The organism is Pseudomonas sp. NPDC086581, from assembly GCF_044746165.1.
In the GTDB taxonomy this organism is placed as follows: Bacteria; Pseudomonadota; Gammaproteobacteria; order Pseudomonadales; family Pseudomonadaceae; genus Pseudomonas.
This window is the reverse complement of the sequence record NZ_JBIVBR010000017.1, coordinates 19,028-45,119: the sequence shown is the minus strand read 5'-3', so window position 1 is coordinate 45,119 and position 26,092 is coordinate 19,028. Positions and strand designations below refer to the sequence as shown.

General features: G+C 64.9%; 21 protein-coding genes. 3 read left to right on the top strand and 18 right to left on the bottom strand.

The features are described from left to right. Positions 1–7 precede the first annotated feature (7 nt). From ACIPK7_RS26915 to ACIPK7_RS26890, 6 genes are all read right to left on the bottom strand, one after another. The gene (locus tag ACIPK7_RS26915; RefSeq protein WP_401091296.1) at positions 8–3,136 is read right to left on the bottom strand and encodes a DUF748 domain-containing protein; all 3,129 of its coding nucleotides are present in this window, start codon (positions 3,134–3,136) and stop codon (positions 8–10) included. A 100-nt stretch (positions 3,137–3,236) separates the two neighbouring features. After that, complete coding sequence (locus tag ACIPK7_RS26910) at positions 3,237–3,851, bottom strand: response regulator (protein WP_401091294.1); 615 nt, start codon at positions 3,849–3,851, stop codon at positions 3,237–3,239. A 191-nt stretch (positions 3,852–4,042) separates the two neighbouring features. Continuing rightward, positions 4,043–5,221, bottom strand: a complete 1,179-nt coding sequence (locus ACIPK7_RS26905) for an acetyl-CoA C-acetyltransferase (RefSeq protein WP_401091292.1) — start codon at positions 5,219–5,221, stop codon at positions 4,043–4,045. A 98-nt stretch (positions 5,222–5,319) separates the two neighbouring features. After that, positions 5,320–6,198 carry an oxygenase MpaB family protein gene (locus tag ACIPK7_RS26900; RefSeq protein ID WP_192435603.1) on the bottom strand — a complete coding sequence of 293 codons (879 nt, stop codon included), beginning with the start codon at positions 6,196–6,198 and terminating at the stop codon, positions 5,320–5,322. 82 nt (positions 6,199–6,280) lie between these two features. After that, the gene (gene acs, locus ACIPK7_RS26895) at positions 6,281–8,218 is read right to left on the bottom strand and encodes an acetate--CoA ligase (RefSeq protein ID WP_401091290.1); all 1,938 of its coding nucleotides are present in this window, start codon (positions 8,216–8,218) and stop codon (positions 6,281–6,283) included. 61 nt (positions 8,219–8,279) lie between these two features. Then, complete coding sequence (locus ACIPK7_RS26890) at positions 8,280–9,371, bottom strand: DJ-1/PfpI family protein (protein ID WP_401091288.1); 1,092 nt, start codon at positions 9,369–9,371, stop codon at positions 8,280–8,282. A gap of 100 nt (positions 9,372–9,471) precedes the next feature. Between ACIPK7_RS26890 and ACIPK7_RS26885 the strand changes: the two genes are divergently transcribed. After that, positions 9,472–10,446 (top strand): GlxA family transcriptional regulator, encoded by a 975-nt coding sequence (locus ACIPK7_RS26885; protein ID WP_401091286.1) that lies wholly within the window; start codon positions 9,472–9,474, stop codon positions 10,444–10,446. Positions 10,447–10,492: 46 nt separating this feature from the next. Here ACIPK7_RS26885 and pgi read toward each other — a convergent pair whose 3' ends face one another. From pgi to dksA, 11 genes are all read right to left on the bottom strand, one after another. Further along, entirely contained in the window at positions 10,493–12,157 is a 1,665-nt protein-coding gene (pgi, locus tag ACIPK7_RS26880; RefSeq protein ID WP_401091284.1) for a glucose-6-phosphate isomerase, read from the bottom strand. 84 nt (positions 12,158–12,241) lie between these two features. Next, positions 12,242–12,622 carry an aspartate 1-decarboxylase gene (gene panD, locus ACIPK7_RS26875; RefSeq protein WP_045216800.1) on the bottom strand — a complete coding sequence of 127 codons (381 nt, stop codon included), beginning with the start codon at positions 12,620–12,622 and terminating at the stop codon, positions 12,242–12,244. 122 nt (positions 12,623–12,744) lie between these two features. Continuing rightward, the gene (panC, locus tag ACIPK7_RS26870; RefSeq protein ID WP_401091282.1) at positions 12,745–13,596 is read right to left on the bottom strand and encodes a pantoate--beta-alanine ligase; all 852 of its coding nucleotides are present in this window, start codon (positions 13,594–13,596) and stop codon (positions 12,745–12,747) included. After that, positions 13,596–14,393: a 3-methyl-2-oxobutanoate hydroxymethyltransferase gene (panB, locus tag ACIPK7_RS26865; RefSeq protein WP_192435609.1), complete on the bottom strand. Its 798-nt coding sequence runs from the start codon at positions 14,391–14,393 to the stop codon at positions 13,596–13,598. The genes panC and panB overlap by 1 nt, the downstream gene beginning before the upstream one ends. A gap of 141 nt (positions 14,394–14,534) precedes the next feature. Beyond that, the gene (folK, locus tag ACIPK7_RS26860; RefSeq protein WP_401091280.1) at positions 14,535–15,020 is read right to left on the bottom strand and encodes a 2-amino-4-hydroxy-6-hydroxymethyldihydropteridine diphosphokinase; all 486 of its coding nucleotides are present in this window, start codon (positions 15,018–15,020) and stop codon (positions 14,535–14,537) included. Further along, positions 15,017–16,429, bottom strand: coding sequence for a polynucleotide adenylyltransferase PcnB (locus ACIPK7_RS26855; RefSeq protein ID WP_401091278.1), 1,413 nt, complete (start codon positions 16,427–16,429; stop codon positions 15,017–15,019). Before ACIPK7_RS26855 ends, folK begins: the two co-directional genes overlap by 4 nt. A gap of 762 nt (positions 16,430–17,191) precedes the next feature. Continuing rightward, positions 17,192–18,628, bottom strand: a complete 1,437-nt coding sequence (locus ACIPK7_RS26850; RefSeq protein ID WP_192435612.1) for a sigma-54 dependent transcriptional regulator — start codon at positions 18,626–18,628, stop codon at positions 17,192–17,194. Positions 18,629–18,654: 26 nt separating this feature from the next. Next, entirely contained in the window at positions 18,655–21,606 is a 2,952-nt protein-coding gene (locus ACIPK7_RS26845; protein ID WP_192435613.1) for a sensor histidine kinase, read from the bottom strand. Next, the gene (locus tag ACIPK7_RS26840) at positions 21,590–21,766 is read right to left on the bottom strand and encodes a hypothetical protein (protein ID WP_015478907.1); all 177 of its coding nucleotides are present in this window, start codon (positions 21,764–21,766) and stop codon (positions 21,590–21,592) included. The genes ACIPK7_RS26845 and ACIPK7_RS26840 overlap by 17 nt, the downstream gene beginning before the upstream one ends. Before the next feature lie 178 nt (positions 21,767–21,944). Beyond that, a complete protein-coding gene (gene gluQRS / locus ACIPK7_RS26835; protein ID WP_401091275.1) occupies positions 21,945–22,832 on the bottom strand; it encodes a tRNA glutamyl-Q(34) synthetase GluQRS in 888 nt (295 codons plus the stop codon). A 70-nt stretch (positions 22,833–22,902) separates the two neighbouring features. After that, the gene (dksA, locus tag ACIPK7_RS26830) at positions 22,903–23,346 is read right to left on the bottom strand and encodes an RNA polymerase-binding protein DksA (RefSeq protein WP_015478905.1); all 444 of its coding nucleotides are present in this window, start codon (positions 23,344–23,346) and stop codon (positions 22,903–22,905) included. A 333-nt stretch (positions 23,347–23,679) separates the two neighbouring features. Here dksA and ACIPK7_RS26825 point away from each other — a divergent pair, with 333 nt between their 5' ends. Together ACIPK7_RS26825 and sfsA are read left to right on the top strand one after the other, a co-directional pair. Continuing rightward, complete coding sequence (locus ACIPK7_RS26825) at positions 23,680–24,852, top strand: pyridoxal phosphate-dependent aminotransferase (RefSeq protein ID WP_401091274.1); 1,173 nt, start codon at positions 23,680–23,682, stop codon at positions 24,850–24,852. Next, positions 24,852–25,559 carry a DNA/RNA nuclease SfsA gene (gene sfsA, locus ACIPK7_RS26820; protein WP_192435616.1) on the top strand — a complete coding sequence of 236 codons (708 nt, stop codon included), beginning with the start codon at positions 24,852–24,854 and terminating at the stop codon, positions 25,557–25,559. Before ACIPK7_RS26825 ends, sfsA begins: the two co-directional genes overlap by 1 nt. 107 nt (positions 25,560–25,666) lie before the next feature. On the opposite strand, the gene ACIPK7_RS26815 is transcribed toward sfsA, so the two are convergent. Beyond that, complete coding sequence (locus tag ACIPK7_RS26815) at positions 25,667–26,002, bottom strand: Rieske 2Fe-2S domain-containing protein (protein ID WP_192435617.1); 336 nt, start codon at positions 26,000–26,002, stop codon at positions 25,667–25,669. Between the last annotated feature and the right edge of the window lie 90 nt (positions 26,003–26,092).

Genomic DNA, 26,092 nt, shown 5'->3' with positions numbered 1-26,092 from the left:
CGACTCCTTATTCGCTATCAAGGTGAAGCTGGGTGGCCACACTGCCACCATTCTCCGCTTCGCCGAAGCTGACGTCGATGAGGTAGATGCGGTCGTCACCCAGGCCACCCTTGGCGACCAGGTAGTCCTTGATCTGGGTTGCGCGCTCCTGACCGAGCTTGCGCAGCAGCAACTGGCTGTCGCTCCAGGAATCGAGCACGGCCTGGCGCATCTTCGCCGAACGCTCGTCCTTGCTCAGGTCCTGCCATTCCGCTGGCGGTTGCTTCTTCAGGCGCGCGCGGTAAACGCCTTCGAGCAGGACCGGCTGCAGGTCTTCCGGCACTTCCAACTGGCTCGCGTCGCTGGGTACCTTGTCGCCGCGGCGCTGCAACATGCTGTAGTAGTTCTTCTGGTATTCCTGCTTCAGGCGCTTGTCGGCCAGTAGCGGGCCATCGCTGGCGGCCGCGGCGACGCCTTCGACTTCCAGCTTCAGCGCCGGACGCTGCTTGAGGGCTTCGGCCAGCTTGTCGAGATTGCCCTGGGCGCTGGCGTCCAGCTCGCTGGAGCCGGGGGCGAACACCACGTTGCTCAGGTCCGGCCCGCCACCGCCACTGGCCAGGCCGGCGATAAAGTTGAACGGGGCTTGCACCGCGCGCACGACCAGGTTGCGCAGGGTTTGCCAGACGATGGGCATGACGCTGAACTGCGGGTTGTTCAGGTCGCCTTCCACCGGCAATTGGATGTCGATGTTGCCGTTGGCGTCCTTGAGCAGGGCGATCGCCAGTTTCACCGGCAGGTCCACTGCGTCCGGGCTGTCGACCTTCTCGCCCAGCTGGAGGTGTTCCACCAGCACCTTGTTGTCGGCTTTGAGCTTGCCCTGGGTGATCTGGTAATGCAGATCCAGATTCAGCCGGCCCTTGCGGATGCGGTAGCCGGCGAACTTGCCGGAGTAAGGCGTCAGGGTGGTCAGTTCGACACGCTTGAAGCTGGTGGCGATGTCCAGTTTCTCCAGCGGCGAGAACGGGTTTAGGCTGCCCTTGATGGTGACCGGCGCGTACTTGTCGACCTTGCCTTTCACGTCTACCGAGGCGGGTGCCGGATTGCGGTTGTCGATTGTGCCGATCTCGCCGGCCAGTTGCTGGATGGCCGTGGCGAAGTCCGGGCGCAGGGTCAGGTCGGCGAAGTTGGCCGAACCGTTGTTGATCTTCACGCCACCGATACGGATGCCCAGCGGCTTGCTGTTGCTGCCCGAGGCGCTGCCCTTGCTCGCCGACGACGAGCTGGACTCTGGCTGCGGGATAATCAGCTCGCTGACGTTGGTGCTGCGATCCTCGTTGATGATGAAGCGTGCGTAGGGCTCTTCCAGTGAGACGGTCTGGATCACCAGGCTGTCGCCATGCTTGTAGGCCAGGCCGTCGAGGGTCAGCTTGGTCCATTTGACGAAGTCGCGGCTCTTGAGAGTATCCAGGGTGTGCAACTGGGTGACCTGGGCGCTTCCGGTGACGCTGAAAGCCAGCGGTTCGGTGCTCTTCAGGTCAACGTTCAGGTCGCTGGACAGCAGGCCGCTGCGCAGTTCCAGGCGAATGAACGGGTCGATGTAGGCTTGGGCAACGCGCAGGTCGATGTCGCGGGTCGAAACCTTAAGCTTGGCGCTGACCGGGCTGGGGATGACCTGGCCATTGGCTTCGATCTGCCCGCGCGGGCCGAGACCGGCCTTGAGCTTGAGCTGCAGTGGCGAGGTCAGGCCGCTGTCGACGTTCTGCAGATCCAGGTCCAGCGGGCCGATTTCCAGGGCCACCGGTTTGCCCGGCGCGCGATCAGCCAGGTGAGCCTTGTAGCCGCGCAGTTGGGTGTCGCGCAAAACCACATGCCATGGCTTCGGCGGCTCGGTCGGTCTGGTCTGCTCGGTTGCCTGTGCAGGCTTGTCAACCGCGGCGGGCTTGGCTCCTGGGTTGGTTTCTGGCTGGGACGGTACGGCCGGTTTGGCTGGCTCGGTCTGGGCTGTTGTGGCGGCAGCGCTGGGCTGGGTTTGCGGTTGGTCGGTCGGCGCCTTCTGCTCCTCGCCGGCTGCAGCTACCGCCTCGCTGGCAGGCGCTGGCTTGGGAGCGGCCTGCGCTTGCGGCGAGGGTTCCTCGGGGCGCTTGTAGGGTTTGAAGTTGGCGAAGAGCTTCTGCCAGTCCAGCTGGCCGTCCTTCTCCCGCGCCGCCCAGGCTTCCAGTCCTTGGCTGCGGATCTGGCCGACCACCACTTCCTGCTTGACGAGGTCCAGGGTGGTTTCGGCGACATCCAGGGTGGCAAGCTTGGCCAGTGGTTTGCCTTCGGGGGAACTGAGGTCCAGGTCACGCAGCTTGATGGCGGCCTTGTCCAGCAGGAGTTGCGTCCCCTTCGAAAGATCCAGGTGGTAGTCGGAGGCCACGCTCAGGATGCCGTTGTTCAGGTTCAGCGGTGCATTGTCCCGCACGTAGGGCCACCAGGCCTTCAGCGGCACGCCATCGAGGGTGAAGCTGCCCTTGGAAGTGAAGGGCACGATGCTCAAGTCACCCTTCCAGTCGAGCTTGCCGCCGTGGGGGCCGGTGGCGACCAGGGTCATTTCGGCGCCGTCCTCAGGCAGGGTGCTGAGGTTGTGCAGCTCGAAGCCCATTGGGTCGAAGACGAACTCCACTGGCTCGCTGGGGCGGCGGTCGAGGAAATGCAGGCTGCCTTCGGCGAGGCGGATGCGGTCGATGCGCAGGGGGAAGGGATCGCTGGGCTCTTCCTGGGCCGGGGCCGGCGCACTGGGCGGCAGCTTGAACAGTCTGCTCAGGTTCAGCGTGCCGTTCTCGGCGAACAGCAGTTCGGTGTGCGGTGCGTCCAGTTCGACGTCGGCGAGGTGCAGCCTGCGCTTCCACAGGCTGTCGAGTTCGAGGTTGGCGTAAAGGCGCCGGAAGCGCACCTGCTCCTGTCCATCGGCACCCAGATGCAGGCCCCAGAGGGTGAGTTCAAGGCTGAATGGGTTGAACTCGATGCGCTCCAGACGCGCCGGAACGGTCGAGTAGTGGGCCAGTTGCTGGTTGGCTATCCGCAGTCCAACGCCGGGCAGGATGAGAAAACCCAGCAGGCAATAGAAGAGGGCCAACAGCACTACCGCGCCGAAGGCGCGTTTCAATCCTTTGGGCATGGCGAGAGTCGTTTCCGTCGTGACGTGCTACAGGAGTATGGCACGGCTGTGATTCTTCGATTCGATAGCCGCCTTCGGACGCGGTTTTCAGTGATGTCGGTCAGTCATTCAGGCGATGGGTGCGGGCGAATTCGACCAGGCCCACGAGGCTTTCCAGGTTCAGCTTCTCCAGAATGCGCGTCTTGTAAGTGCTGACAGTCTTCTGACTGAGGAACAGTTCCTCGGCAATGTCCTTGTTGCTCATGCCTCTCACCAGGCTGCGCAGCACGACCAGTTCCCGCGGCGTGAGGCTAGCCACCGGGTCGGTATTCTTGTCGATGCTCAGGGCCTTTTCCGGGAAGCAGCGATAGCCCGAAATCAGCATACGCGCCGCGTTGAGGATGGCGCTGGTGTCCTTGTTCTTGCTGACGAATCCATGCGCGCCGGCCGCTTCGACCTTGCTGGAGTACAGGCGTTCATCCTGCGAGCTCAATACCAGCAGGCGAATGTTCTCGTCGAAGATATGGATGCGCGCCAGCAGGTCGAGGCCGTCCATGCCGGGCAGATTGAGATCGAGTATCACCAGATCGGGGCGTTCCTTGCGTACGGCATCCAGCCCGCCGTGGCCATCGGACGCTTCACGGACCACTTCGAACTGCGGATCCTGCTCCAGCAACGAGCGGATCGCCAAACGCATTGCGGGGTGGTCTTCGATCAGCACCACACGCTTCTTCATAACTGACTCCCTGAGTCCGAATAATTGCGCGCATTGATCTTGAAGATAGACCAGTTGTTCAAGCACCTACGGAATATTCCTATGTGTAGGACTGAAAGTATGCGGGGAATCAAGTTGGCGGGGGGTGGCCCTCCCAGCGTGCGCGGAGACTTGCTGGGCAGAGTGAATTCTGCTCAGCAAGCCAGCGGGTGTTACCGCTGCAGAGCCAGCGCCACACCCTGCCCACCGCCGATACAGAGCGTCGCGAGGCCTTTTTTCGCATCGCGGCGCAGCATCTCGTGCAACAGGGTGACGAGCACGCGGCAGCCCGATGCGCCGATGGGGTGACCAAGGGCAATGGCACCGCCGTTCACATTCACCTTTGCAGCATCCCACCCCAACTCCTTGCCAACCGACAGTGCCTGGGCGGCGAACGCCTCGTTGGCTTCGATCAGGTCCAGGTCGGCAAGCTGCCAGCCGGCTTTCTCCAGGCAGCGGCGGGTGGCCGAGACCGGGCCGATGCCCATGATGGCCGGATCGACACCCGCGTTCGCGTAGGCGGCGATGCGGGCCAATACCGGCAGACCCAGTTCGGCGGCCTTGGCAGCGCTCATCAGCAGGACGGCGGCGGCGCCGTCATTGAGGGTCGAAGCGTTGCCGGCGGTCACGCTGCCGTCCTTCTTGAACGCCGGCTTGAGCTTGGCCAGGGACTCGGCTGTAGTGCCGGCGCGTGGCTGCTCGTCGGTGTCGAAGCGCAGCGGTTCGCCCTTGCGCTGGGGAATCTCGATGGGAGTGATCTCGGCCTTGAAGCGGCCTGCTTCGATGGCCGCGGTCGCCTTTCGCTGGGACTCGGCGGCGAAGGCGTCCTGCTCCTCGCGGCTGATGCCGTACTTCTCCACCAGGTTCTCAGCGGTGATGCCCATGTGATAGTCGTTGAAGGCGTCCCACAGGCCGTCCTGGATCATGCTGTCGATCAGCTTGGCGTGGCCCATGCGCAGGCCGGTGCGGGCGCCGGGCATGAGATAGGGGGCGAGGCTCATGCTTTCCTGGCCACCGGCAATGATGACCTGGGCGTCGCCACAGCGGATCGCCTGGGCGGCCAGGTGCAGTGCCTTGAGGCCGGAGCCGCAGACCTTGTTCACCGTCATCGCCGGTACGCTGTTGGGCAGGCCGGCGGCGATGGAGGCCTGGCGTGCCGGGTTCTGGCCGGCGCCGGCGGTCAGGGTCTGGCCGAGGATCACCTCGTCGACCCGGGCAGGGTCCAGGCCGGTCTGTTGCAGCAGGCTGCGAATGACTGCAGCGCCCAATTCATGGGCCGGCAGTGCGGAAAGCGAACCCTGGAAGCTGCCGATGGCGGTACGGGTGGCAGCGACGATGACGACTTCTTGCATGACACGAATCCTCTGTCGGAAGCGGCGAGGCCGCAGCGAACGGTCATGGTTGCATGCCCGCCGCCGGCTCACCACCCTCCGAACCGGGTGGTCACGCTTCAGCGCAGAGGTGGTAAACCCATGCGGCGGCGTGCGCGGTGCAGTGAGCCATTGCGTACCGCCCAGCGCAGCAATGGCACGCTGCGCCTCACGCTGGAGCGGATCAGCTGCCGTTGCAGGCTTCCCAGGCTCAGACCGAGCTGATCGGTCGCCCAGTCCGGCAGCAGGTCGATGCCGGCACGCATCATCAGCATGCCGAAGGGCTTGGCGAGGAAGCTCGGGGCGGGGGCGTTGAACAGGACACTGACCACCTCGCGGGTGCGTTCGTCGTAGCGAAGCTGCGGTCGCATGCGTTGCAGGTAGGCGGCTACTTCCGCGCGGGAGCGTGGTACATCCCGTGCGCCGAGACGCTCGGCGATGAGGGCTATCTCATCGTAGTAACGATCCTGCTCTTCGCCGGAAAGGTCCGGGTTCAGGTAGCGCAGGTGCGAGGCGAGGAAGCAGCTGACTTCGGCGACGTGCACCCAGGTCAGCAGGTCCGGGTCGCTGGCCGCGTAGGATGTGCCGTCGGGGAGCGTGCCGTGCACGTTGTCATGGATGCGCCGCACACGTTCGATCAGCTTCTCGGCGTCACCGCGCGAGCCGTAGGTGGTGGCGGAGATGAACTGCCCGGTGCGGCGCAGGCGGCCGAGCATGTCGGCGCGGAAGTTGGAATGGTCCCAGACGCCGCCGAGGGCGGCCGGGTGCAGCATCTGCAGGAGCAGGGCGCTGATGCCGCCGATGAGCATCGAGCTGAAGTCACCGTGGACTCTCCAGCTCACGGAGTCCGGCCCGAACAGGCCGGGGTCGCCCTGGGGCGACTCGAAGTCGACCCCGCCCAGGGCGAGGCCGGTCAGGCTGAGTACCTGGCTTTCGATATGACGGCGGACGGTTTCCATTGCGGCGGACAGGCCTCGGGGCAAGGACGACAGGTCTGTTGTCTAAACCTAGCATCTTTGCGCCCGCGGCCTGTAGCGCACATCAACGGTTCAGGCGATTGTCGATCAGCCCCTGGACCACGCCGGGGTCGGCCAGGGTCGAGGTGTCGCCCAGGTTTTCCAGTTCGTTGCAGGCGATCTTGCGCAGGATGCGCCGCATGATCTTGCCCGAACGAGTCTTGGGCAGGCCCGGTGCCCATTGCAGCATTTCCGGCTTGGCGAAGCTGCCGATCTCCTTGCTCACCAGGGCCAGCAGCTCCTGCTTGAGCGCGTCGCTTGGCTCGATGCCGTTCATGGCGGTGACGAAGGCGTAGATGCCCTGGCCCTTGAGGTCGTGCGGATAACCGACGACGGCGGCCTCGGCGACCGAGTCGTGCAGTACCAGTGCACTCTCCACCTCGGCGGTGCCGATGCGGTGGCCGGAAACGTTGATCACATCGTCCACGCGGCCGGTGATCCAGTAGTAGCCATCCTCGTCGCGGCGCGCGCCGTCGCCAGTGAAGTAGTAGCCGGGGTAGGGCTTGAAGTAGGTATCGATCATCCGCTGGTGGTCGCCGTAGACACTGCGGATCTGGCTCGGCCAACTCGCTTTGATCGCCAGGACGCCGGAGGCGGGGCCGTCGATTTCCTTGCCCTGTTCATCCAGCAGTACCGGTTGCACACCGAAGAAGGGACGGGTGGCAGAGCCCGGCTTGAGGTCGGTGGCGCCGGGCAGTGGGGTGATCAGGATGCTGCCGGTCTCGGTCTGCCACCAGGTATCGACGATAGGGCAGCGCTTCTCGCCCACGACGTTGAAGTACCATTCCCAGGCTTCCGGGTTGATTGGCTCGCCCACCGAGCCAAGCAGGCGCAGACTGCTGCGGTCGGTCTTCTGCACCGGGGCTTCGCCCTCGCGCATCAGGGCGCGGATTGCGGTCGGCGCGGTGTAGAAGATGTTCACCTGGTGTTTGTCGATCACCTGCCAGAAGCGCGAGGCGTCAGGATAGTTCGGCACACCCTCGAACATCAGGGTGGTGGCGCCGTTGGCCAGCGGGCCGTAGACGATGTAGCTGTGGCCGGTGACCCAGCCCACATCCGCCGTGCACCAGTAGATGTCGCCGTCGTGGTAGTCGAACACGTACTTGTGGGTCATTGCCGCGCCGAGCAAGTAGCCGCCGGTGGTGTGCAGTACGCCCTTGGGTTTTCCGGTGGAGCCGGAGGTGTAGAGGATGAACAGCGGGTCCTCGGAGTCCATTGGCTCGGGTGCGCAGTCCTCGCTGACTTCGCGCAGCGCCTCGTGGTACCAGATGTCACGGCCTTCGACCCACGGGATCTCGCCCTGGGTGCGCTCGACCACCACCACGGTGGAAACGTTCGGGCAGTCGGCCAGGGCCTTTTCCACGTTCTTCTTCAGCGGGACGTACTTGCCGCCGCGCACGCCTTCGTCGGCGGTGATCACGGTCCGGCAGTCGGCATCGTTGATGCGGTCACGCAGGGCATCCGGGGAGAAGCCGCCGAACACCACCGAGTGGATCGCGCCGATCCGCGCGCAGGCGAGCATGGCGTAGGCCGCCTCGGGGATCATCGGCATGTAGATGCAGACCCGGTCGCCTTTCCCTACGCCGCGGCTCTTGAGCACGTTGGCCAGGCGGCAGACATGGCTGTGCAGCTTGCGGTAGGTGATGTTGGCGGATTCGCTGGGGTTGTCGCCTTCCCAGATGATCGCGACCTGCTCGGCGCGCTGCTCCAGGTGGCGATCGATGCAGTTATAGGTGACGTTGAGCTGGCCGCCCTTGAACCAGGTGGCCTGGCCCTTCGACAGATCGCCATGGTGTACCGAGTGCCAGGGCTTGAACCAGTCGAGGAACGCCTTGGCCTGCTCGCCCCAGAAGGCTTCCGGGTCGTCTATCGATTGCTTGTAGAGGCGCTGGTACGCGTCATTGTCGAGGTAGGCACGCTTGCGTACGGCCTCCGGTACGGGGTGAAGGCTGATCTCGTACATGGGGAATCCTTGTTGTTGTTGAGCCGAGATGCCCCAAGGGTGCATCCAAGGACAGGCGGGTTCAAGGGTTGTCCATGTTGTTTCGACGCGCCACCGCGCCGGATCGTTCAGAGGAGGCGTATTCCAGCTGGGCGGCGACCAGCCGCCGGGTCGATTCGCCGTAGCGCCGGGCTATCGCATCGAGCGTGCTGTCGAGCGTCGGGATCGCCGTGGCGCCGAGTCCTGGCAATGCTGGGTGGTCGGCAGGCGAGTCCGGCAGGAACAGTAGTCCACCGGCACTGCTGGCGGGTTGTGCGGCGCTGCCCCGTACTTCTGTTCGGAAGGTCCGCGCCCAGGCGTCCACGGCCAGCGCCAGGCTGACTTCATCGAAGCCCTGCTCCAGTGGGACGCTGAAAACCTCGTGGTTCCAGAGGGCGAGGTAGTTGCCGGCGGCGGTCAGGTAGCCGCTGGCGCCGAGGCTGAAGCGCTGGCTGTCGTGCCGTGGCGACCAGTCCTGCACGCCGAACTCCCGAGCGAGCCTGGCGGCCCTGGGTTTGCCGGCGATGGCCTCCACCAGTGCAAGAGACAGCGGTAGCGCAGCGGTAACACCGGAGGTGGTGATCACTTTGTCGTCCACTACATAGCGGCGATTTTCCTCCCAGTCCGCATCGGGGTAGTCCTCGAGGCGTTGCTTGCGCGAGTACCAATGGCCGGTGGCGCGTCGGCCATGCAACAGCCCCGCGTTGCCCAGCACCAGGACGCCATCGCAGATGCCGACGATGGTCGCGCCCTGCGCCGCCTGAGCCTGGACGAAAGCCAGCAAGGCGGGGTCTTTGCTGTCATGCACGGCGGGCACTATCAGGTAGTCGGCACCCTGTGGATAACGTTGCGCAAATGCCTCCAGCGTGGCCTGCGGCTGAAGTCGCAGGGCAGGCATCAGTTGCACCGGACCGGGCTCCGTCGCGAGGGCGAGCACTTGCGCTGCGCCCGAGCGGTGCAGTACGCCGAGAGGGACGACATAGTCCGCGAGTTCGGTCATGTGGTTCTGTGCGATGACGGCGATGACTGGGCGCTCACGGCCGAAGCGCGCTTGATAGGGCGCAAGCGCCTCGTCGTCAGCCTGCGCGGCGTGGGTGCAGAGCAGCAGGATGAGGAATAGCAGGAAAGTGTCCATGAATGTCTCCGGGTGGGATTTCCATCCTGCCGGCGATAAGACTGTCAGTTCTGACGCTGATAGATGAAAATCTGTCAATCGCCGCCAGGAATTCTCCCCGATGAATGCCCCTCACCGCGTTCTGCTGCTGATCTTCCCGGACTTCCAATTGCTCGATGCCACCGGGCCGGCCGATGTGTTCGCCGCAGTGGATGAGCACCTGCCCGCCGCTGCGCGCCCCGCCTACCTGCTCGAGGCGATATCGCCCGATGGTGGGTTGGTTCGCTCCAGCACTGGACTGGAAGTGGCGACCAGGGCTTTGCCGGAGCCGCAGCAGGCGGCCGGCTGCACTGTGCTGGTGGCGGGCGGCCATGGGGTGCAGGCGGCCCTTCAGAACGGTGAAGTAGCGCGATGGCTGGCACAGGCCGCAACCCACGCCGCGCGCTGCGGTTCAGTGTGCACCGGGGCCTTTCTGCTGGCGCAGGCAGGGCTGCTGGAGGAGCGCCCGGCAGTTACCCACTGGCGATACGCCGAACTGCTACAGCGGCTGTTTCCTCGCTTGCGGGTCATGCACGACTCGCTGTTCGTCCGTGACGAGAAGTTCTACAGCTCCGCCGGTGTGACGGCCGGGATAGACCTGTGCCTGAGCCTGGTGGAGGAGGACCATGGCCGTGACCTGTCGCTGCGGGTTGCCCGTGGGTTGGTGATGTACCTGCGTCGACCTGGCGGGCAGCGTCAGTTCAGCGCCGAGCTACTGGCGCAGCAGGCGCCGCCGGGCGGACAGATGGAGCGCTTGGTGAAGTGGCTGCGTGAACGGCTGGCGGAAGCCCTCGATGTCGAGGGGATGGCCGCGCAGATGGCCGTATCAGTGCGCACCCTGCATCGGCATTGCCAAGCGGAGATGGGTATGACTCCCGCGAAGCTGTTGCTGGAGTTGCGTCTGGAAAAGGCCAGCCAGTTGTTAGAGGCGGGCGAGTCGTCGCTCAAGCGCGTGGCGCAGCACGCAGGTTTTGGCAACGAGTACAACTTGCGGCGCGCCTTCGTGCAGGCGCTGGGCGTGACACCCGGGGAGTTTCGGCAGCGATTCTGCCGCTAGCAGGAGGCGGACGGATGCGCAGGGTACGCACCCGTCCGTTTCGCCATCAGCCGCGGTGACGGCCGCGGAAGAAGTCGATCAGGCCTTGGGTGGAACCATCCTCGGCGGCGCTTTCCTCGCTGCCGACCAGGCGGCCGTAGACGGCCTTGCCCAGCTCCTTGCCCAGCTCCACGCCCCACTGGTCGAAGGCATTGATGCCCCAGAGGATGCTCTGTACGTACACCTTGTGCTCGTACATGGCGATCAGCGCGCCTAGGCGGCGGGCGCTGATGCGCTCCAGCACCAGGGTGTTGCTCGGGCGGTTGCCCGGGATCACCTTGTGCGGCGCCAGGCGTTGCACTTCGGCCTCGTCGACCCCCTTGGCGCGCAGCTCGGCCTCGGCCTCGGCGCGGCTCTTGCCGACCATCAGCGCCTGGCTCTGCGACAGGCAGTTGGCGTACAGCCACTGGTGGTGATCGGCGACTGGGTTGTAGCTGGACACCGGGACGATGAAATCTGCCGGGATCAGGTGGGTGCCCTGGTGCAGCAACTGGTGATACGCGTGCTGGCCGTTACACCCCACGCCGCCCCAGATCACCGGGCCGGTGCCGGCGGATACCGGTGTGCCGTCCTGGCGCACGCTCTTGCCGTTTGACTCCATGTCCAACTGCTGCAGGTGGTCGGTGATGTTCCGCAGGTAGTAGTCGTAGGGAAGGATCGCGTGGCTGCGCGCGCCCCAGAAGTCGCCGTACCAGACGCCCAGCAGGCCCAGCAGCACCGGGATGTTCTTCTCGAACGGCGAGGTCAGGAAGTGCTGGTCCATGCTGTAGGCGCCGGACAGCAGCTCCTTGAAGTTGTTGATACCCACCGACATGGCGATCGGCAGGCCGATGGCCGACCACAGCGAGTAACGACCACCAACCCAGTCCCACATCGGGAAGACGTTCTCCGGGCGGATGCCGAAGGCCGAGGCGGCTTCCTTGTTGCTGGAAACGGCGATGAAGTGGCGATACAGCTCCGCCTCGCTGCCACCCTGGGCCAGGTACCAGGCACGGGCGGCCTGGGCATTCTTCAGGGTTTCCAGGGTGCCGAAGGACTTCGACGAGACGATGAACAGCGTGGTCTCGGCGTTGAGCTTGGCGGTCATCTCGCGGAATTCGCTGCCGTCGATGTTCGCCAGGTAGTGGCAACGCACGCCTTTCTGGGCGAAGGGTAGCAGCGCCTCGGAGACCAGTTGCGGGCCGAGGAAGGAACCACCGATGCCGATGTTCACCACGTCGGTGATCGGCTTCTCCGTGTAGCCGCGCCACAGGCCGTTGTGCACGGCAGCGACCAGTTCGGTCATCTGGTGCAGAACACGGTGCACCTCGGGCATCACGTCAGCGCCATCGACCATCACCTTGTCGCCGATGGGGCGGCGCAGCGCGGTGTGCAGCACCGGGCGGCGTTCGGAGGCGTTGATCACCTCGCCACGGAACATCGACCCGATGGCCTCGCCCAGCTTGGCTTCCTCGGCGAGCTTCACCAGCAGGTCGAGGGTGTCCTGGCGGATCAGGTTCTTCGAAAAGTCGAGGAACAGGCCACAGGCGCTAAGGGAGAAACGCTTGAAGCGCTCCGGATCCTCGGCGAATGCCTCGCGCATGGTGAAGTTCTGCAGATCCTGGCGGTGGGCGGCCAAAGCCTGCCAGCTTGCCAGTTTGGTGGCATCCAGCGGGGTGAGGTGGTGTTCCATGACGTACCTTCGGGTAAGACGTGCGTGTTTGAACGAGGCTTTGGAACTGGGGAAGGCCCGTTGGTTCCGAGCCTTCCCCGCGGCTCAGGCGAGCTGAACCGGGATGGCGTTGCTGGTATGGCTGAGTTCGTTGCCGGGCGCCATGTACAGCATGCGCGGCTTGTAGCCTTCCAGCTCGGCGTCGCTGAACTGAGCGTACGCGCAGATGATCACCCGGTCACCCACCTTGGCCTTATGGGCGGCGGCGCCGTTGACGGAAATCATCCGCGAACCTTCCTCGCCACGGATGGCATAGGTGGTGAAGCGTTCGCCATTGTCGACGTTATAGATCTGGATCTGCTCGTACTCGCGGATGCCGGCGAGATCCAGCCATTCGCCGTCGATGGCGCAGGAGCCTTCATAGTCGAGCACAGCGTGGGTGACTTCGGCGCGGTGCAGTTTGGCTTTGAGCATGATGCTCTGCATGGCGGGGCTCCTGTTTTTCTTCTGGTCGAGGAGAGCGGGGCGAGTATGCCCGAGCACCCGAAGTCGCTCAAGGCAGCGACTGGCGCGGCTTCGAGGCGAATATTCGGGCGTCGGGCGGGGAATCAGTCGATGTGGAAGGCGAGGTTGTCGATCAGCCGGGTGGTGCCTAGGAAGGCGGCAACCAGAATCACCAACTGATGGTCTTGCGCGGTGGCCGGGCGCAGGCTGGTGGACTCGCGGGCCTCAAGGTAGTCGATACGCAGGCCGGCCGCTTCGATCTGCTGGCTGCCCTCGGACAGTAGCGCGGGGAAGTCGCGCTCGCCCTGGCGGATACGCTCGGCAAGGTGCTTCAGGGTGCGCTGCAGGACAGGCGCGATGGCGCGCTGTTCCTCAGTGAGGTAGCCGTTGCGCGATGACAGGGCGAGGCCGTCCTCGGCGCGCACGGTGGGCTCGCCAAAGATCTGGATCGGCAGGTTCAGGTCGCGCACCATCTTGCGGATCACCGCCAACTGCTGGAAATCCTTCTCGCCAAATAGCGCCATGTCGGGCTGGACCATGTTGAACAGCTTGCAGACCACCGTGGCGACACCATCGAAGTGACCCGGACGGCTGCCGCCGCACAGGCCCTCGGAGACTCCGGTGACATGCAGTTTGGTCTGGCCTTCCATGCCGTCGGGATACATCTCCTCGACAGAGGGGGCGAACAGCAGGTGGCAGCCGGCGTTGAGCAGTTTCTCCTGGTCCGCGACCAGGGTGCGCGGGTACTTGTCCAGGTCTTCGCTGGGGCCGAACTGCAGCGGGTTGACGAAGATGCTCGCCACCACGAAGTCGGCGCGCTGGCTGGCCTTGGTCACCAGCGCGGCGTGGCCTGCGTGCAGGTTGCCCATGGTCGGCACCAGCGCGATGCGCTTGCCTTCGCTACGGGCACGCGCCACGGCGGCGCGCAGCTCGCGGACTGTCTTGACTGTATTCATCAGGCGAAACCGTGCTCCGGGCCAGGGAAGGTGCCGTCCTTGACTGCCTTTACATAGGCGGCGAAGGCGGACTGGATGTCGGGCTGGCCTTCGAGGAAGTTCTTCACGAACTTCGGCGAACGGCCGGACAGAGACAGGCCGAGCATGTCGTGCATCACCAGTACCTGGCCGTCGGTCCCGGCGCCAGCACCGATGCCGATGACCGGGATCTTCACGGCTTCGGTGATCTCCTGCGCCAGGGCGGACGGCACGCACTCCAGCAGCAGCGCGGCGGCGCCGGCCTGCTCCAGGGCGATGGCGTCTGCGCGCAGCTGGCGTGCCTGGTTTTCCTGGCGGCCCTGGACTTTGAAACCGCCGAACAGGTTGACGGCCTGCGGGGTGAGGCCCAGGTGCGCACACACCGGGATTCCTATCTGGGCCAGGCGGTTGATCGGCTCGGCGAGCCAGGCGCCGCCTTCGAGCTTGACCATGTGGGCGCCGGCCTGCATCACTTTCACCGAGTCGCGCAGCAGCTGGTCCAGCGAGGTGCCGGATTCGAACGGCAGATCGGTGACGATCAGCGCGCCCTTGTTACCGCGTTTCACGGCGGCGGTGTGGTAGGCCATGTCCTCGACGGTCACCGGCAGCGTGCTGTCGTGACCTTGCAGCACCATACCCAGGGAGTCACCGATCAGCAGCATTTCGGCACCGGCCAGGCTGGCGGTGTGGGCGAAAGTGGCATCGTAGGAGGTCAGCATCGCGATCTTTTCGCCGCGTTGCTTGAGACCTTGCAGGGTGGTCAGGGTGACATCAGGCATGAAAGTGTCCTCGGTTCTGCGCCGGGCAGGGGCAAACGGGGCCCTATAGTCCGGATCGAAAAAGGCTAAGTCAATTGCAGGTGTTACCGGACTGTTACGGCGTTACTGCCAGTGCGCCCAACGCCTGGGGCGCAGCATGCCTCAGGACAGGCGCTCAAGGCCGCTGAACGGACAGGCGGCGAGCAGCTCGGGGAGGGTGCGCCCGTCGGGGAAACGCAGCTGCGGAGCTAGGTCCGCCAGCGGGTAGAGCACGAAGGCGCGGGCGTGCATGTGGTAGTGCGGTACGGTCAGGCGCGGCTCGTCGATCAGGCGCTCGCCGAACAGCAGGATATCGAGGTCGAGGGTACGCGGCCCCCAGCGCTCGTCCTTGCGCACGCGGCCCTGCTCCAGCTCGACGGTCTGCAGGGCGTCGAGCAGCGCGAGGGGCTCCAGGTCGGTATCCAGAGCGGCCACAGCATTGACGTAGCGTGGCTGGTCTGGCGGGCCCAGCGGGTCGCTGGCGTAGAGCGGGGAGACTACCGCCACCTTGGTAGCGGGGACCTGCGCCAGCGCCTTCAGAGCGGCTTCCAACTGCTGGCGCGGCTCGGCGAGGTTGCTGCCGAGCCCGATGTATACGCGTTCGCTCATTCGCTGCTGGCGCCTTCGGTGCGCGGGCCGCGACGACGACGATTGCTGCCGCCACGGCGGCGCTTGCGCGGTGCGGGGCTGCCGCCTTCTTCCTGCTGGCTGGCCAGATTGCGGATCATGCCGCGGCGTTCACCGTCGCTGGCTTCCTGGTAGTCGGTCCACCAGTCGCCGAGGCCACCGGTTTCCTCGCCAGCGCTCTCGCGCAGCAGCAGGAAATCGTAGCCGGCGCGGAAACGCGGGTTTTCCAGCAGCAGGTCGGCCTTCTTGCCCTGGCGGCGCGGCAGGCGCTCCTGCATGTCCCAGATCTCGCGGATCGGGATAGTGAAGCGCTTGGGCACTGCAGTGCGGCGGCACTGCTCGAGGATCAGCTCATGGGCGGCTTCCTGCATCGCCGGGATCGGCGGCATGCCTCGGTCCTGCAGCTTCAGCACGCGGGCGGGCAGGGCCGGCCAGAGTAGCGCGGCGAACAGGAAGGCCGGGGTGACCGGCTTGCCCAGGCGGATGCGCTCGTCGGTGTTGGCCAGGGCCTGGCGCATCAGTTTGCCGGCGTACTCGGGGTCGTCCTTCAGCGCCTTGGCGCTCGCCGGGAACAGCGGGGCGAACAGCTCGTACTCGTTGAGCAACTCAAAGGTGCGTTCGGCCTTGCCGCTGAGGAACAGCTTGAGGATTTCGTCAAACAGGCGCGCCGACGGGATCTCATTGAGCAGCGGCGCCAGGCGGCGGATCGGCGCGGCACTGTGCTTCTCGATCTCGAAGTCCAGCTTGGCGGCGAAGCGCACGGCCCGCAGCATACGCACCGGGTCCTCGAGGTAACGCTGCTCCGGATCGCCGATCAGACGGATCAGGCGGTTGCGGATGTCGCGCACGCCGTGGGCGTAGTCGAGGATGCGCTCGCCGGTGACGTCGAAGTACAGGGCGTTGATGGTGAAGTCGCGGCGCTGAGCGTCGTCTTCCAGAGTGCCGTAGACGTTGTCACGCAGAATACGGCCGGCCTCGTTGCGGGAGGCGTGGGCGTTATTGGCGCCCTCGTCATCTTCGCTGACCGGATGGTTGGCGCGGAAGGTGGCAACCTCGATGATCTCGCGGCCGAAATGGACGTGGACCAGTTTGAAGCGGCGCCCGATCACCCGCGCATTGCGGAATTCGGCACGCACCTGCTCGGGCGTGGCGCTGGTGGCCACGTCGAAGTCCTTGGGCGGAATACCCAGCAGCGGGTCACGTACGCCACCGCCGACGATATACGCCTGGTAGCCGGCCTTGGTCAGGCGCTCCACGACGTTCACCGCGTTCCTGCTGAACTGTTCCCGCCGCAGCGAGTGCTGATGATTGCCAACGACTTCCGGAGTGGTGCGGACAGCGCGCGGACGGCGCAGTGGGGATCGGATGGACTGGATCAGCTTTTTCAGCATGTGTGCACTATCGGGAATAGGTGTGTGGATGGCATACGCAGGTCTCGGCAAGCCGTCTGATTACGGCGTTTCCTGGAGGATAGCGGGTGTCTGCCGCTGCCTTGAAACAAATGGCAGCAAATCGAATGCCGTCTGCGCCGCGGCGATTCTAGCATCGTGGGATGGGATGATGAAGAAAACTGAGGAAAGGGACTTGCGGGGAGAGAGCGGGGGGTGTAGCGAAAGCTACTGGGGGAGCCGAGGCTCCCCCCCAAATAGGTGCGTGCTTTGTTTTTATTATGATTACCGGGCTTGTTGTTTTTGTTTGTAGACCCGACCCTCAAAGCTACCTGCTTCGGGGAACCTTCCACACTTGGAAGGTGTTCAATAGCAAACGGATTGCTTTGGTCGCTGAGTGAGCAATGATCTTTCGATCCAACCAGTTTTGCGTGCTGTCTCAAGACAGTTTTATTCTTCTTGACTGGTTGCGGGACTGGTCCCGACGGCTACCCTTCTCCAAAAGAATCAGTTAGCTGCGCCTCCGCGATCTTGTTTTTGTTGTGCTGGAGTCGTTTCGTCTTGTTCTTATTGTGAGTGGTCGTGCTTGTTATTGTTGTTGTGCCAATAACAAAGCAGATGCCGTGCCAACTTTTGCGAATCCTTATTTTTCAAGGGTTTGCGAGGATTCTCCCCCAGGCGGTAGGCACAAAAAAGCCGGGTTCCCGTTACCGATGAACCCGGCTTTTGTTACGGAGCTTGTCTCCGGTAACAGTGTGAGACCTCTTACGAGTCAGCCGATGCGCCGGATTTGCGGCGCGGGATGCCCAGGCGCTGGCGGCGTTCCCACAGGCATTTGCGGCTGATACCCAGCTTGCGCGCCAGCTCGGTCTCGGTCATGTGGTCCTGGTGCTCGAGGACGAAGTGCTGGAAGTAGTCCTCCAGCGAAAGGTCCTCGGTGGGCTCGTGGTTGCTGGCGCTGCCGTTGGTGGGGCGCAGGTCGCCGTCATCGCCGAAGTCGTCGTCCAGATCATCCAGCTCGATGTCAATGCCCAGCAGGTCCGCCGGGATTTCCTGGCCTTCGCTGAGGATCACCGCGCGCTCGATGGCGTTCTCCAGCTCGCGCACGTTACCCGGCCACGGGTAGTGACGGATGGCCTGTTCGGCTTCGTGGGAGAAGGTCAGCGCCGGGCGCCCCATCTGGGAGCACTGGCGCGCCAGGAAGGAGCGGGCGATTTCCATCACGTCGGGGCCGCGCTCGCGCAGAGGCGGGAGCTTCAGCGAGATGACGTGCAGGCGGTAATAGAGGTCTTCGCGGAACTGGCCGGTCTTGGCCAGCATCTTCAGGTCACGGTGGGTGGCGGCGATCAGGCGCACGTCGACCTTCTGCGACTGTACCGAGCCGACCCGACGAATCTCGCCTTCCTGCAGCACGCGCAGTAGGCGTGCCTGGGCCTCGAGCGGTAGTTCGCCGATCTCGTCGAGGAACAGGGTGCCGCCGTCGGCCGCTTCCACCAGGCCCGCACGGCCGGCGCTGGCACCGGTAAACGCACCTTTCTCATGGCCGAACAGTTCGGATTCGATCAGGGTTTCCGGGATCGCCGCGCAGTTCACCGAGATCAGCGGCGCCTTGGTGCGCTTGGATAGGTTGTGCAGAGCGCGGGCGACCAGTTCCTTGCCGGTACCGGACTCACCCTGGATCAGCACATTCGAGTCGGTGGGCGCTACCTTGCGGATCTTGGTGTAGAGCTCCTGCATGGGGGCGCAGGAACCGATGATGCCGATCTCGCCGTCCGCGGGGGCGGTGTTACCGCTGCTACGGTCGGCGGCCTTGGCGTTACCGCGGGCTTCGGCGGGAGCGTTACGGCTCTCCTGGCGATCCTTGAGGATGCGCGCCACAGCCTGGAGCATCTCGTCGTGGTCGAACGGCTTGGCGATGTAATCCACCGCGCCCATCTTCATCGAGTCCACTGCCGAGCGCAGGCTGGCGTAGCTGGTCATGATCAGCACCGGAGTGCCCTGGGCCAGCTTGATCAGTTCGGTGCCGGGTGCGCCGGGCAGGCGCAGGTCGCTGACGATCATGTCGAACGACGGAATGCTGTAGCGCTCCTGCGCCTCCTGCACCGAGCCAGCTTCGCTGACCTGGTACTGGTTGCGCTCGAGCAATCGTCGCAGGGCGGAACGGATGATGGTTTCGTCTTCGACGATGAGGATGTGTGCCATGTATTCAGCTCTCTCGACGTGCTCGTTTACTGCTCGGCCGTCGGGCCAGGATGCCGCGGCAAGGTGACGCTGATGCGGGTTCCGCATTCGCGTTCGGGGTCAGCCGGGCTGTCTATGGTGATTTGCCCATAATGCTCTTCCACGATCGAATAGACCAGTGCGAGGCCCAGGCCGGTTCCTTTGCCCGGGTCCTTGGTGGTGAAGAACGGCTCGAACAGGCGGTCGATGATCGACTTGGGTATGCCGCTGCCTTCGTCCTCGACGATCAGGTCGATGGTCTGCTCGGAAGCTTCTGTGCGCACGCGGATCGCGCCATTGGGCGGGGAGGCGTCGCGGGCGTTGGACAGCAGGTTGATCAGCACCTGGGCCAGGCGCTGGGAGTCGCCTTCCACCCAGTGTTCCGGATCGCACAGGTTGAAGAACTGCACGTCGATGCTGCGCTTGTTCAGCGACAGCAGGCCGATGGCTTCCTGGGCGACGTCCGCCAGGCATACCGGCTCGGCCGCGACCTGCTTGCCGCCGGCGTGGGCGAAGCTCATCAGCGACTGCACGATGCGCGACACTCGCTTGGTCTGTTCGAGGATCTGCCCGCTGATCTCGGTCAGCTCGCCATCGCCTTCGCGTTCTTCCCGCAGGTTCTGCGCCAGGCAGGCGATGCCGGTGATGGGGTTGCCGATCTCGTGGGCCACGCCGGCGGCGAGGCGGCCGATGGAGGCCAGGCGCTCGGAGTGGATCAGCTTGTCTTCCAGGGACTGGGTTTCGGTGAGGTCTTCGACCAGCAGTACCAGGCCACTGTTACCGGGCGCGAGGGGTTCCTCGATGGCCGCCTTGTGCAGGTTCAGCCAGCGGGTCTGGCCCTCGATGGTCAGGCGCTGCTTGTGCAGGTGTTCGTCCGGCGCGTCGATGAAGCCTTCCAGCAGGCCGCGCCATGGATCGGGCAGGGCGGCCAGGCGCGAGCCGACCACGCGCTGCGCGCTGACCCCGGTGAGGTCCTCGATGGCGCGGTTCCACATGAGGATTTCCTGGTCCTTGGCCAGCGAGCACACGCCCATTGGCAAGTCCTGCAGGGTCTGGCGGTGGTAGCGGCGCAGGGTGTCGAGTTCGGCAGCGAGGCCAGTTAGCCGGGAGTGGTAGTCCTCCAGGCGGCTCTCGATGAAGTGGATGTCTTCGGTGACGTAGGCTTCGCTGCTGGCCTTGTAGGGCAGGAAGGTTTCCACCATGTCCTGTGCCACGCTCGGGCCCATGAGGCCTGAGAGGTTCGCTTCGATGCGGTCTCGCAGGCGGCGCAGGGCGTAGGGGCGGCGTTCGTCGAAGGGCAGGTGCAAGTCGCGCAGGGCCTGCTCCACTTCGCGCTGGGCGGTTTTCGCGCCCAGTGGCTTGGCCAACTGGCTGGCGAACTCCTGCGGGGAAACGGCGATCAGTTCGCGGCGCTGCGGGCGGCGTACGTTGTCCACGGCGCAGGCCTCGGCGGCGCCTTTCTCTTCATCGCTGGCTTCGGTGAACAGCGAGACCAGGGTGAACACCAGCACGTTGGCGGCCAGCGAAGCGAGCGCGGCGAGGTGCCAGGTAGTGTCGTCGAGTACATAGAGCGAGTTGAACAGCGGCAGATAGATGCTCTGCATGTTCGCTACCAGCGGGGTGAGCATGGTCGCGCCCCACACCAGCATCCCCGCCACGAGTCCTGCGATGAAGCCGCGGCGGTTGGCGGTCGGCCAGTAGAGCACGGCTAGCGCGCCGGGGAGAAACTGCAGGGTGGCGACGAAGGAAACGATGCCCAGGTTGGACAGGTCCTGCTCCGCGCCCAGCAGCAGGTAGAAGGCATAGCCGGCCATGATGATCGCGGCGATCAGTGCGCGGCGGGTCCACTTCAGCCAGCGGTAGATGTTGCCTTCGGCTGGCGGCTGGTAGAGCGGCAGCACCAGGTGGTTGAGCACCATGCCCGAGAGCGCCAGGGTCATCACGATGATCAGGCCGCTGGCGGCGGAGATGCCGCCGACGAAGGCGGTCAGCGCCAGGGCCGGGCTGTCCACCGAGATGCCCAGGCCGAGGGTGAAGTATTCCGGGTTGGTCGAGGCGCCCAGGTGCAGGCCGGCCCAGAGGATCGGCGGCACCGCCAGGCTCATCGGCAGCAGGAACAGCGGCAGGCCCCAGCTGGCGCTGAGCAGCGCGCGCGGGTTGAGGTTCTCGGTGAAGGTCATGTGGAACATGTGCGGCATGACGATGGCTGAGGCGAAGAACACCAGCAGCAGCGTGCGCCACGGCCCTTCGGCGAGCGGCGTGTGCAGGGTGCTCAGGGCTTCCTGGTTCTGCAGCAGCCAGACTTCCAGGCCGTCCGGCCCGCCGAACACGCCATAGAGGGCGAACAGGCCGATGGAGCAGAGCGCCACCAGCTTCACCAGCGACTCAAAGGCGATGGCCATCACCAGCCCTTCATGACGCTCGCGGGTGGCGATGTGACGCGCGCCGAAGAGGATGGCGAACAGCGTGATCAGCGCACAGAACGCCAGCGCCGCGCGGTTGGGCTCGGATTCACGGGTGAGGATGCTGATCGAGTCGGTCACCGCCTGGATCTGCAGCGCCAGCATTGGCAGCACGCCGATCAGCATGAACAGCGTGGTCAGCGCGCCGGCCCAGGTGCTGCGGAAGCGGAAGGCGAACAGGTCGGCCAGCGACGACAGCTGGTAGGCCCGCGTGATCCGCAGGATCGGATAGAGCAGCACCGGCGCTAGCAGGAAGGCGCCGGAGACGCCCAGGTAGATCGCCAGGAAGCCGTAGCCGTACTGGTAGGCCAGCCCGACCGTGCCATAGAAGGCCCAGGCGCTGGCGTATACGCCCAGCGACAGGGTGTAGATCAGCGGATGGCGCACCAGCCGGCGCGGAATGAAACCGCGCTCGGTGATCCAGGCGACACCGAAGAGGACCATCAGGTAGGAGGCGCTGATCAGGATCAGCTGGGTGAGGCTAAAGCTCGTCAGCATCGCGCTGGCTCTGCAGGATGAAGGTGACGACGATCAGGATCAGCCACAGCAGATACGGGCGGTACCAGGCGCCGTGGGGATCGATCCACCAGTCCATGATGGCCGGTGAGAACAGGTAGATGCCCACGACCAGAAGCAACACCAGTCGGTAGATGTACATGTCGTCTCTCTCTTGGTTCGGCGGGCAGGCTACCTGTGCGCACAGTCGCCGGCAAGCCGGCGGCCGTTGCCGGCACCGGGGAGCCCTTGTAGGAGCGAGCTTGCTCGCGAACAGGCCCGATGACGCGGTTCGGGTTCGCGAGCAAGCTCGCTCCTACAGAAGAGCAGTCTTTACCAGTCTAGAGCCGCGCATCTTCCAGCGTCAGGCTGTGGGGGATCGCATTGGCATCCCAGTGCGCGCTGCCCCAGGCGAGCACCTCGTGCGGCGTGGCCTGCAGCAGCTCGGTGGGCGGTTTCTGTCCCAGTGCCTTCAAGGCGCGCACCAGCAGCGGGGCGGCCTGGTCGGCTTCCAGTGGCGGCGATCGGTAGGACTTGCCGAGCTTGTGGCCGTCGGGCTGGATGATCAGCGGCACGTGCAGGTAGCGCGGGGCGGCGATGCCCAGCAGTTCCTGCAGGTAGAGCTGGCGCGGGGTGTTGTCCAGCAGGTCGGCGCCGCGAACGATGTCGGTAACACCCTGCCAGGCATCGTCCAGCACTACCGCCAGTTGGTAGGCGAACAACCCGTCGCGGCGGCGGATGACGAAGTCGCCCACTTCGCGGCCCAGGTGCTGATGGAATTCGCCCTGCAGGCGATCGGTGAAGCGGTAGTCCAGCTCCGGCACGCGGATGCGGATGGCGACGTCGCCGTGCCAGTCATGCTGGGCATCGCGACAGGTGCCGGGATAGATGCCGTTGCTGCCTTCGAGTTGTTTGCGCGAACAGGTGCAGGCATAGGCCAGGCCGCTGCGCAGCCATTGCTCGACCTGGGCGGCGTAGGCCTCGCCGCGCTCGCTCTGGCGCTCGACTGGGCCGTCCCATTCGAAGCCGTAGCGCTCGAGCGTCTCTAGGATGGCTGCCTGGGCGCCAGGCATTTCGCGCGGTGGGTCGAGGTCTTCCATGCGCACCAGCCACTTTCCCCCCACGGCGCGCGCGTCCAGGTAGGAAGCCACTGCCGCCACCAGCGAGCCGAAGTGTAGGTAGCCGCTGGGCGTGGGGGCGAAGCGTCCGACGTAGCGGGAGGCGGGCATGGCTGGGCGTCTCTTTATTCAGCACCAACGAAACGGGGCGCCGCAGCGCCCCGTTCGGGATCAACCAGACTCAGGAGCCCAGCTGCTTTTCCTTGATTTCCGCCAGGGTCTTGCAGTCGATGCAAAGGGTGGCGGTGGGGCGGGCTTCCAGACGGCGGATGCCGATCTCGACGCCGCAGGAATCGCACCAGCCGTAATCGTTGTCTTCGATCAGCTGCAGGGTCTCGTCGATCTTCTTGATGAGCTTGCGCTCGCGGTCGCGGGCGCGCAGCTCCAGGCTGAACTCTTCTTCCTGGCTGGCACGGTCGGCCGGGTCGGGGAAGTTGGCCGCTTCGTCCTGCATGTGGTGCACGGTGCGGTCCACTTCTTCCATCAGCTCAACTTTCCATTTGTTGAGGATGGAGGTGAAGTGCGCGCGCATGCGATCACTCATGTACTCCTCGCCCTTGGTTTCCTGGTAGGGCTCGAAGCCACGAATCAGTTGGCTGCTCTGTTGCTTTGCTTTGGTGGGCATGGATGACCGCCTCTCACTTCGCTAATCCTCTCGCGGATGGTCCCTCTCCGGCACCGCCGGCCCCGCGCTCGCAGCGGGCGAACTTACCAGAACGATAACCGCGATGCTACTCCCGGTTATCGAGCCTGCCAGTACCCGCACATGACCTGATCGCCAGGTCGGCGACCCACCGGTCATCGCCAGTGGGTTTTTCGACAAACCTGAGCAGAATCGTCGGCGTTCGCCAGACGAAGCCTGCAAGTTCCCGGAGGCCACGCATCGAAGGCGCGGCTGCCCAGAATTCATCAGTGGCCTGTTAGAATCCCGGCTCTGTCGCAAAGTTCGGAATATTCCATGGCCACCACCTTCAGTGCGCGCAGCCGCGCCATCGAACCCTTCCACGTCATGGCGCTGCTGGCGCGGGCCAACGAGCTGCAGGCCGCGGGCCACGACGTCATCCACCTGGAAATCGGCGAGCCGGACTTCACCACCGCCGCGCCCATCGTCGAGGCCGGGCAGAAGGCCCTGGCAAATGGTCACACGCGCTATACCGCCGCACGTGGTCTGCCGGCCCTGCGTGAAGCCATCGCTGGCTTCTACGCCCAGCGCTACGGCCTGTCGATCGACCCGCAACGTATTCTCGTGACGCCCGGTGGCTCCGGTGCCCTGCTGCTCGCCAGCAGCCTGCTGGTGGACCCGGGCAAGCACTGGCTGCTGGCCGATCCGGGCTACCCGTGCAACCGTCACTTCCTGCGCCTGGTGGAAGGCGCTGCGCAACTGGTGCCGGTTGGCCCGGAGAGCCGTTACCAGCTCACCCCGGAACTCATTGAGCGGCACTGGGATCAGGACAGTGTAGGCGCTCTGGCGGCGTCGCCGGCGAATCCTACGGGCACCCTGTTGCACAAGGACGAACTCGCCGCGCTGTCTTGCGCTCTGAAGGCGCGCGGCGGCCACCTGGTGGTGGACGAGATCTACCACGGCCTGACGTACGGCCTGGATGCTCCCAGCGTGCTGGAAGTGGATGACGACGCCTTCGTCCTCAACAGTTTCTCCAAATATTTCGGCATGACCGGCTGGCGCCTGGGTTGGCTGGTGGCGCCGTCCGAAGCGGTGGGCGAACTGGAGAAACTGGCGCAGAACCTGTACATCAGCGCGCCGAGCATGGCCCAGCATGCGGCGCTGGCCTGCTTCGAGCCGGCGACCCTGGCGATCCTCGAAGAACGCCGCGAAGAGTTCCGCCGCCGCCGCGACTACCTGCTGCCGGCGCTGCGCGAACTGGGCTTCGGTATCGCCGTGGAGCCGGAGGGTGCGTTTTATCTGTATGCGGATATCAGCGCCTTCGGTGGCGATGCCTTCGCCTTCTGCCAGCACTTCATCGAGACCGAGCATGTGGCCTTCACGCCCGGCATCGATTTCGGGCGTTACCAGGCCTCGCAACACGTGCGTTTTGCCTACACCCAGAGCGTCGAGCGCCTGCAGCAGGCGGTGGAACGCATCGCCCGTGGTCTGAAGACCTGGCGTCCCTGATGCGCTTCGAACCGGCGCTGATCGAGGCGCGCCTGATCAAACGCTACAAGCGCTTCCTGGCGGACATCGAGACCGCCAGCGGCGAGCGGCTCACCATCCACTGCCCCAACACCGGCTCGATGCTCAACTGCATGAGCGAAGGCTGCCGCGTCTGGTTCAGCCGCTCCGATGATCCCAAGCGCAAGCTGCCGGGGACCTGGGAGTTGGTGGAAACCCCGCAGGGCCGGTTGGCCTGCGTGAATACCGGGCGCGCCAACCGGCTGGTGGAGGAGGCGCTGCTGGCCGGCACGGTGACCGAGCTGGCCGGCTTCGACGAGCTGCGCCGCGAAGTCACCTACGGGCAGGAGAACAGCCGCGCAGACTTCCGCCTGATGTACGCCGGTAAGCCTGTGTACGTGGAAGTGAAGAGCGTGACGTTGGGCTTCGATGACACCTCGGTAGCCGCCTTTCCCGACGCAGTTACCCAGCGCGGCGCGAGGCACCTGCGCGAGTTGGCGGCGCTGGCGCGCCAGGGCATGCGTGCGGTGTTGCTGTATGCGGTGAACCTGTCGGATATCGAGGCGGTTCGCCCGGCTGCGGAAATCGATTCGGCTTATTCTGCCGCGCTGGTGGCGGCGCGCAACGCCGGGGTTGAGGTGCTGGCGTATGGGGCGCGAATCGATACCCGGGAGATTCGGCTGGAGCAGCCGTTGCAGGTGTTGCTCTAGGCGGGAGACGGTGCGGGGCTGTTCGCGAGCAAGCTCGCTCCTACGCAGGGGCGAACGGTCTGGACCTGCGGGAGCGAGCTTGCTCGCGAAGCTATCCGAAAACCTTGTTACCCCTGGGCCTCGTCCAGCGGCTCCAGCCAGATCCCCCGCTCATCCTCTCGGCAGGGCAACGCCTCCAGTACATCCCCCAGGCACGGCCCCTGGATGCACTCGCCTGTCTCGATCAGGAACAGCGCGCCATGGTGGCCGCACTGCAGCAGGCGTCCACTGGCATCGAGGTACTGTTCAGCGTCGTAGCCTAGCGGGATTTCCCGGTGCGGGCAGCTGTTGCGGTAGGCATAGACACGGCCCTGGTGGCGCACGGCAAAGAGATTCAGGCCAGCGGCCTTGAAGCCCCTGCTCTGGCCTTCGGCTAGGTCATGCGGGGCGCAGAGCAGGATCATCCGGGTCTTCCATTCAGGTACGGCATCACGAGGCGGACATTATCCGCGCCCATAGGGCGGTACCGGAAGAGGGTGCACTTCCCTGTGCTG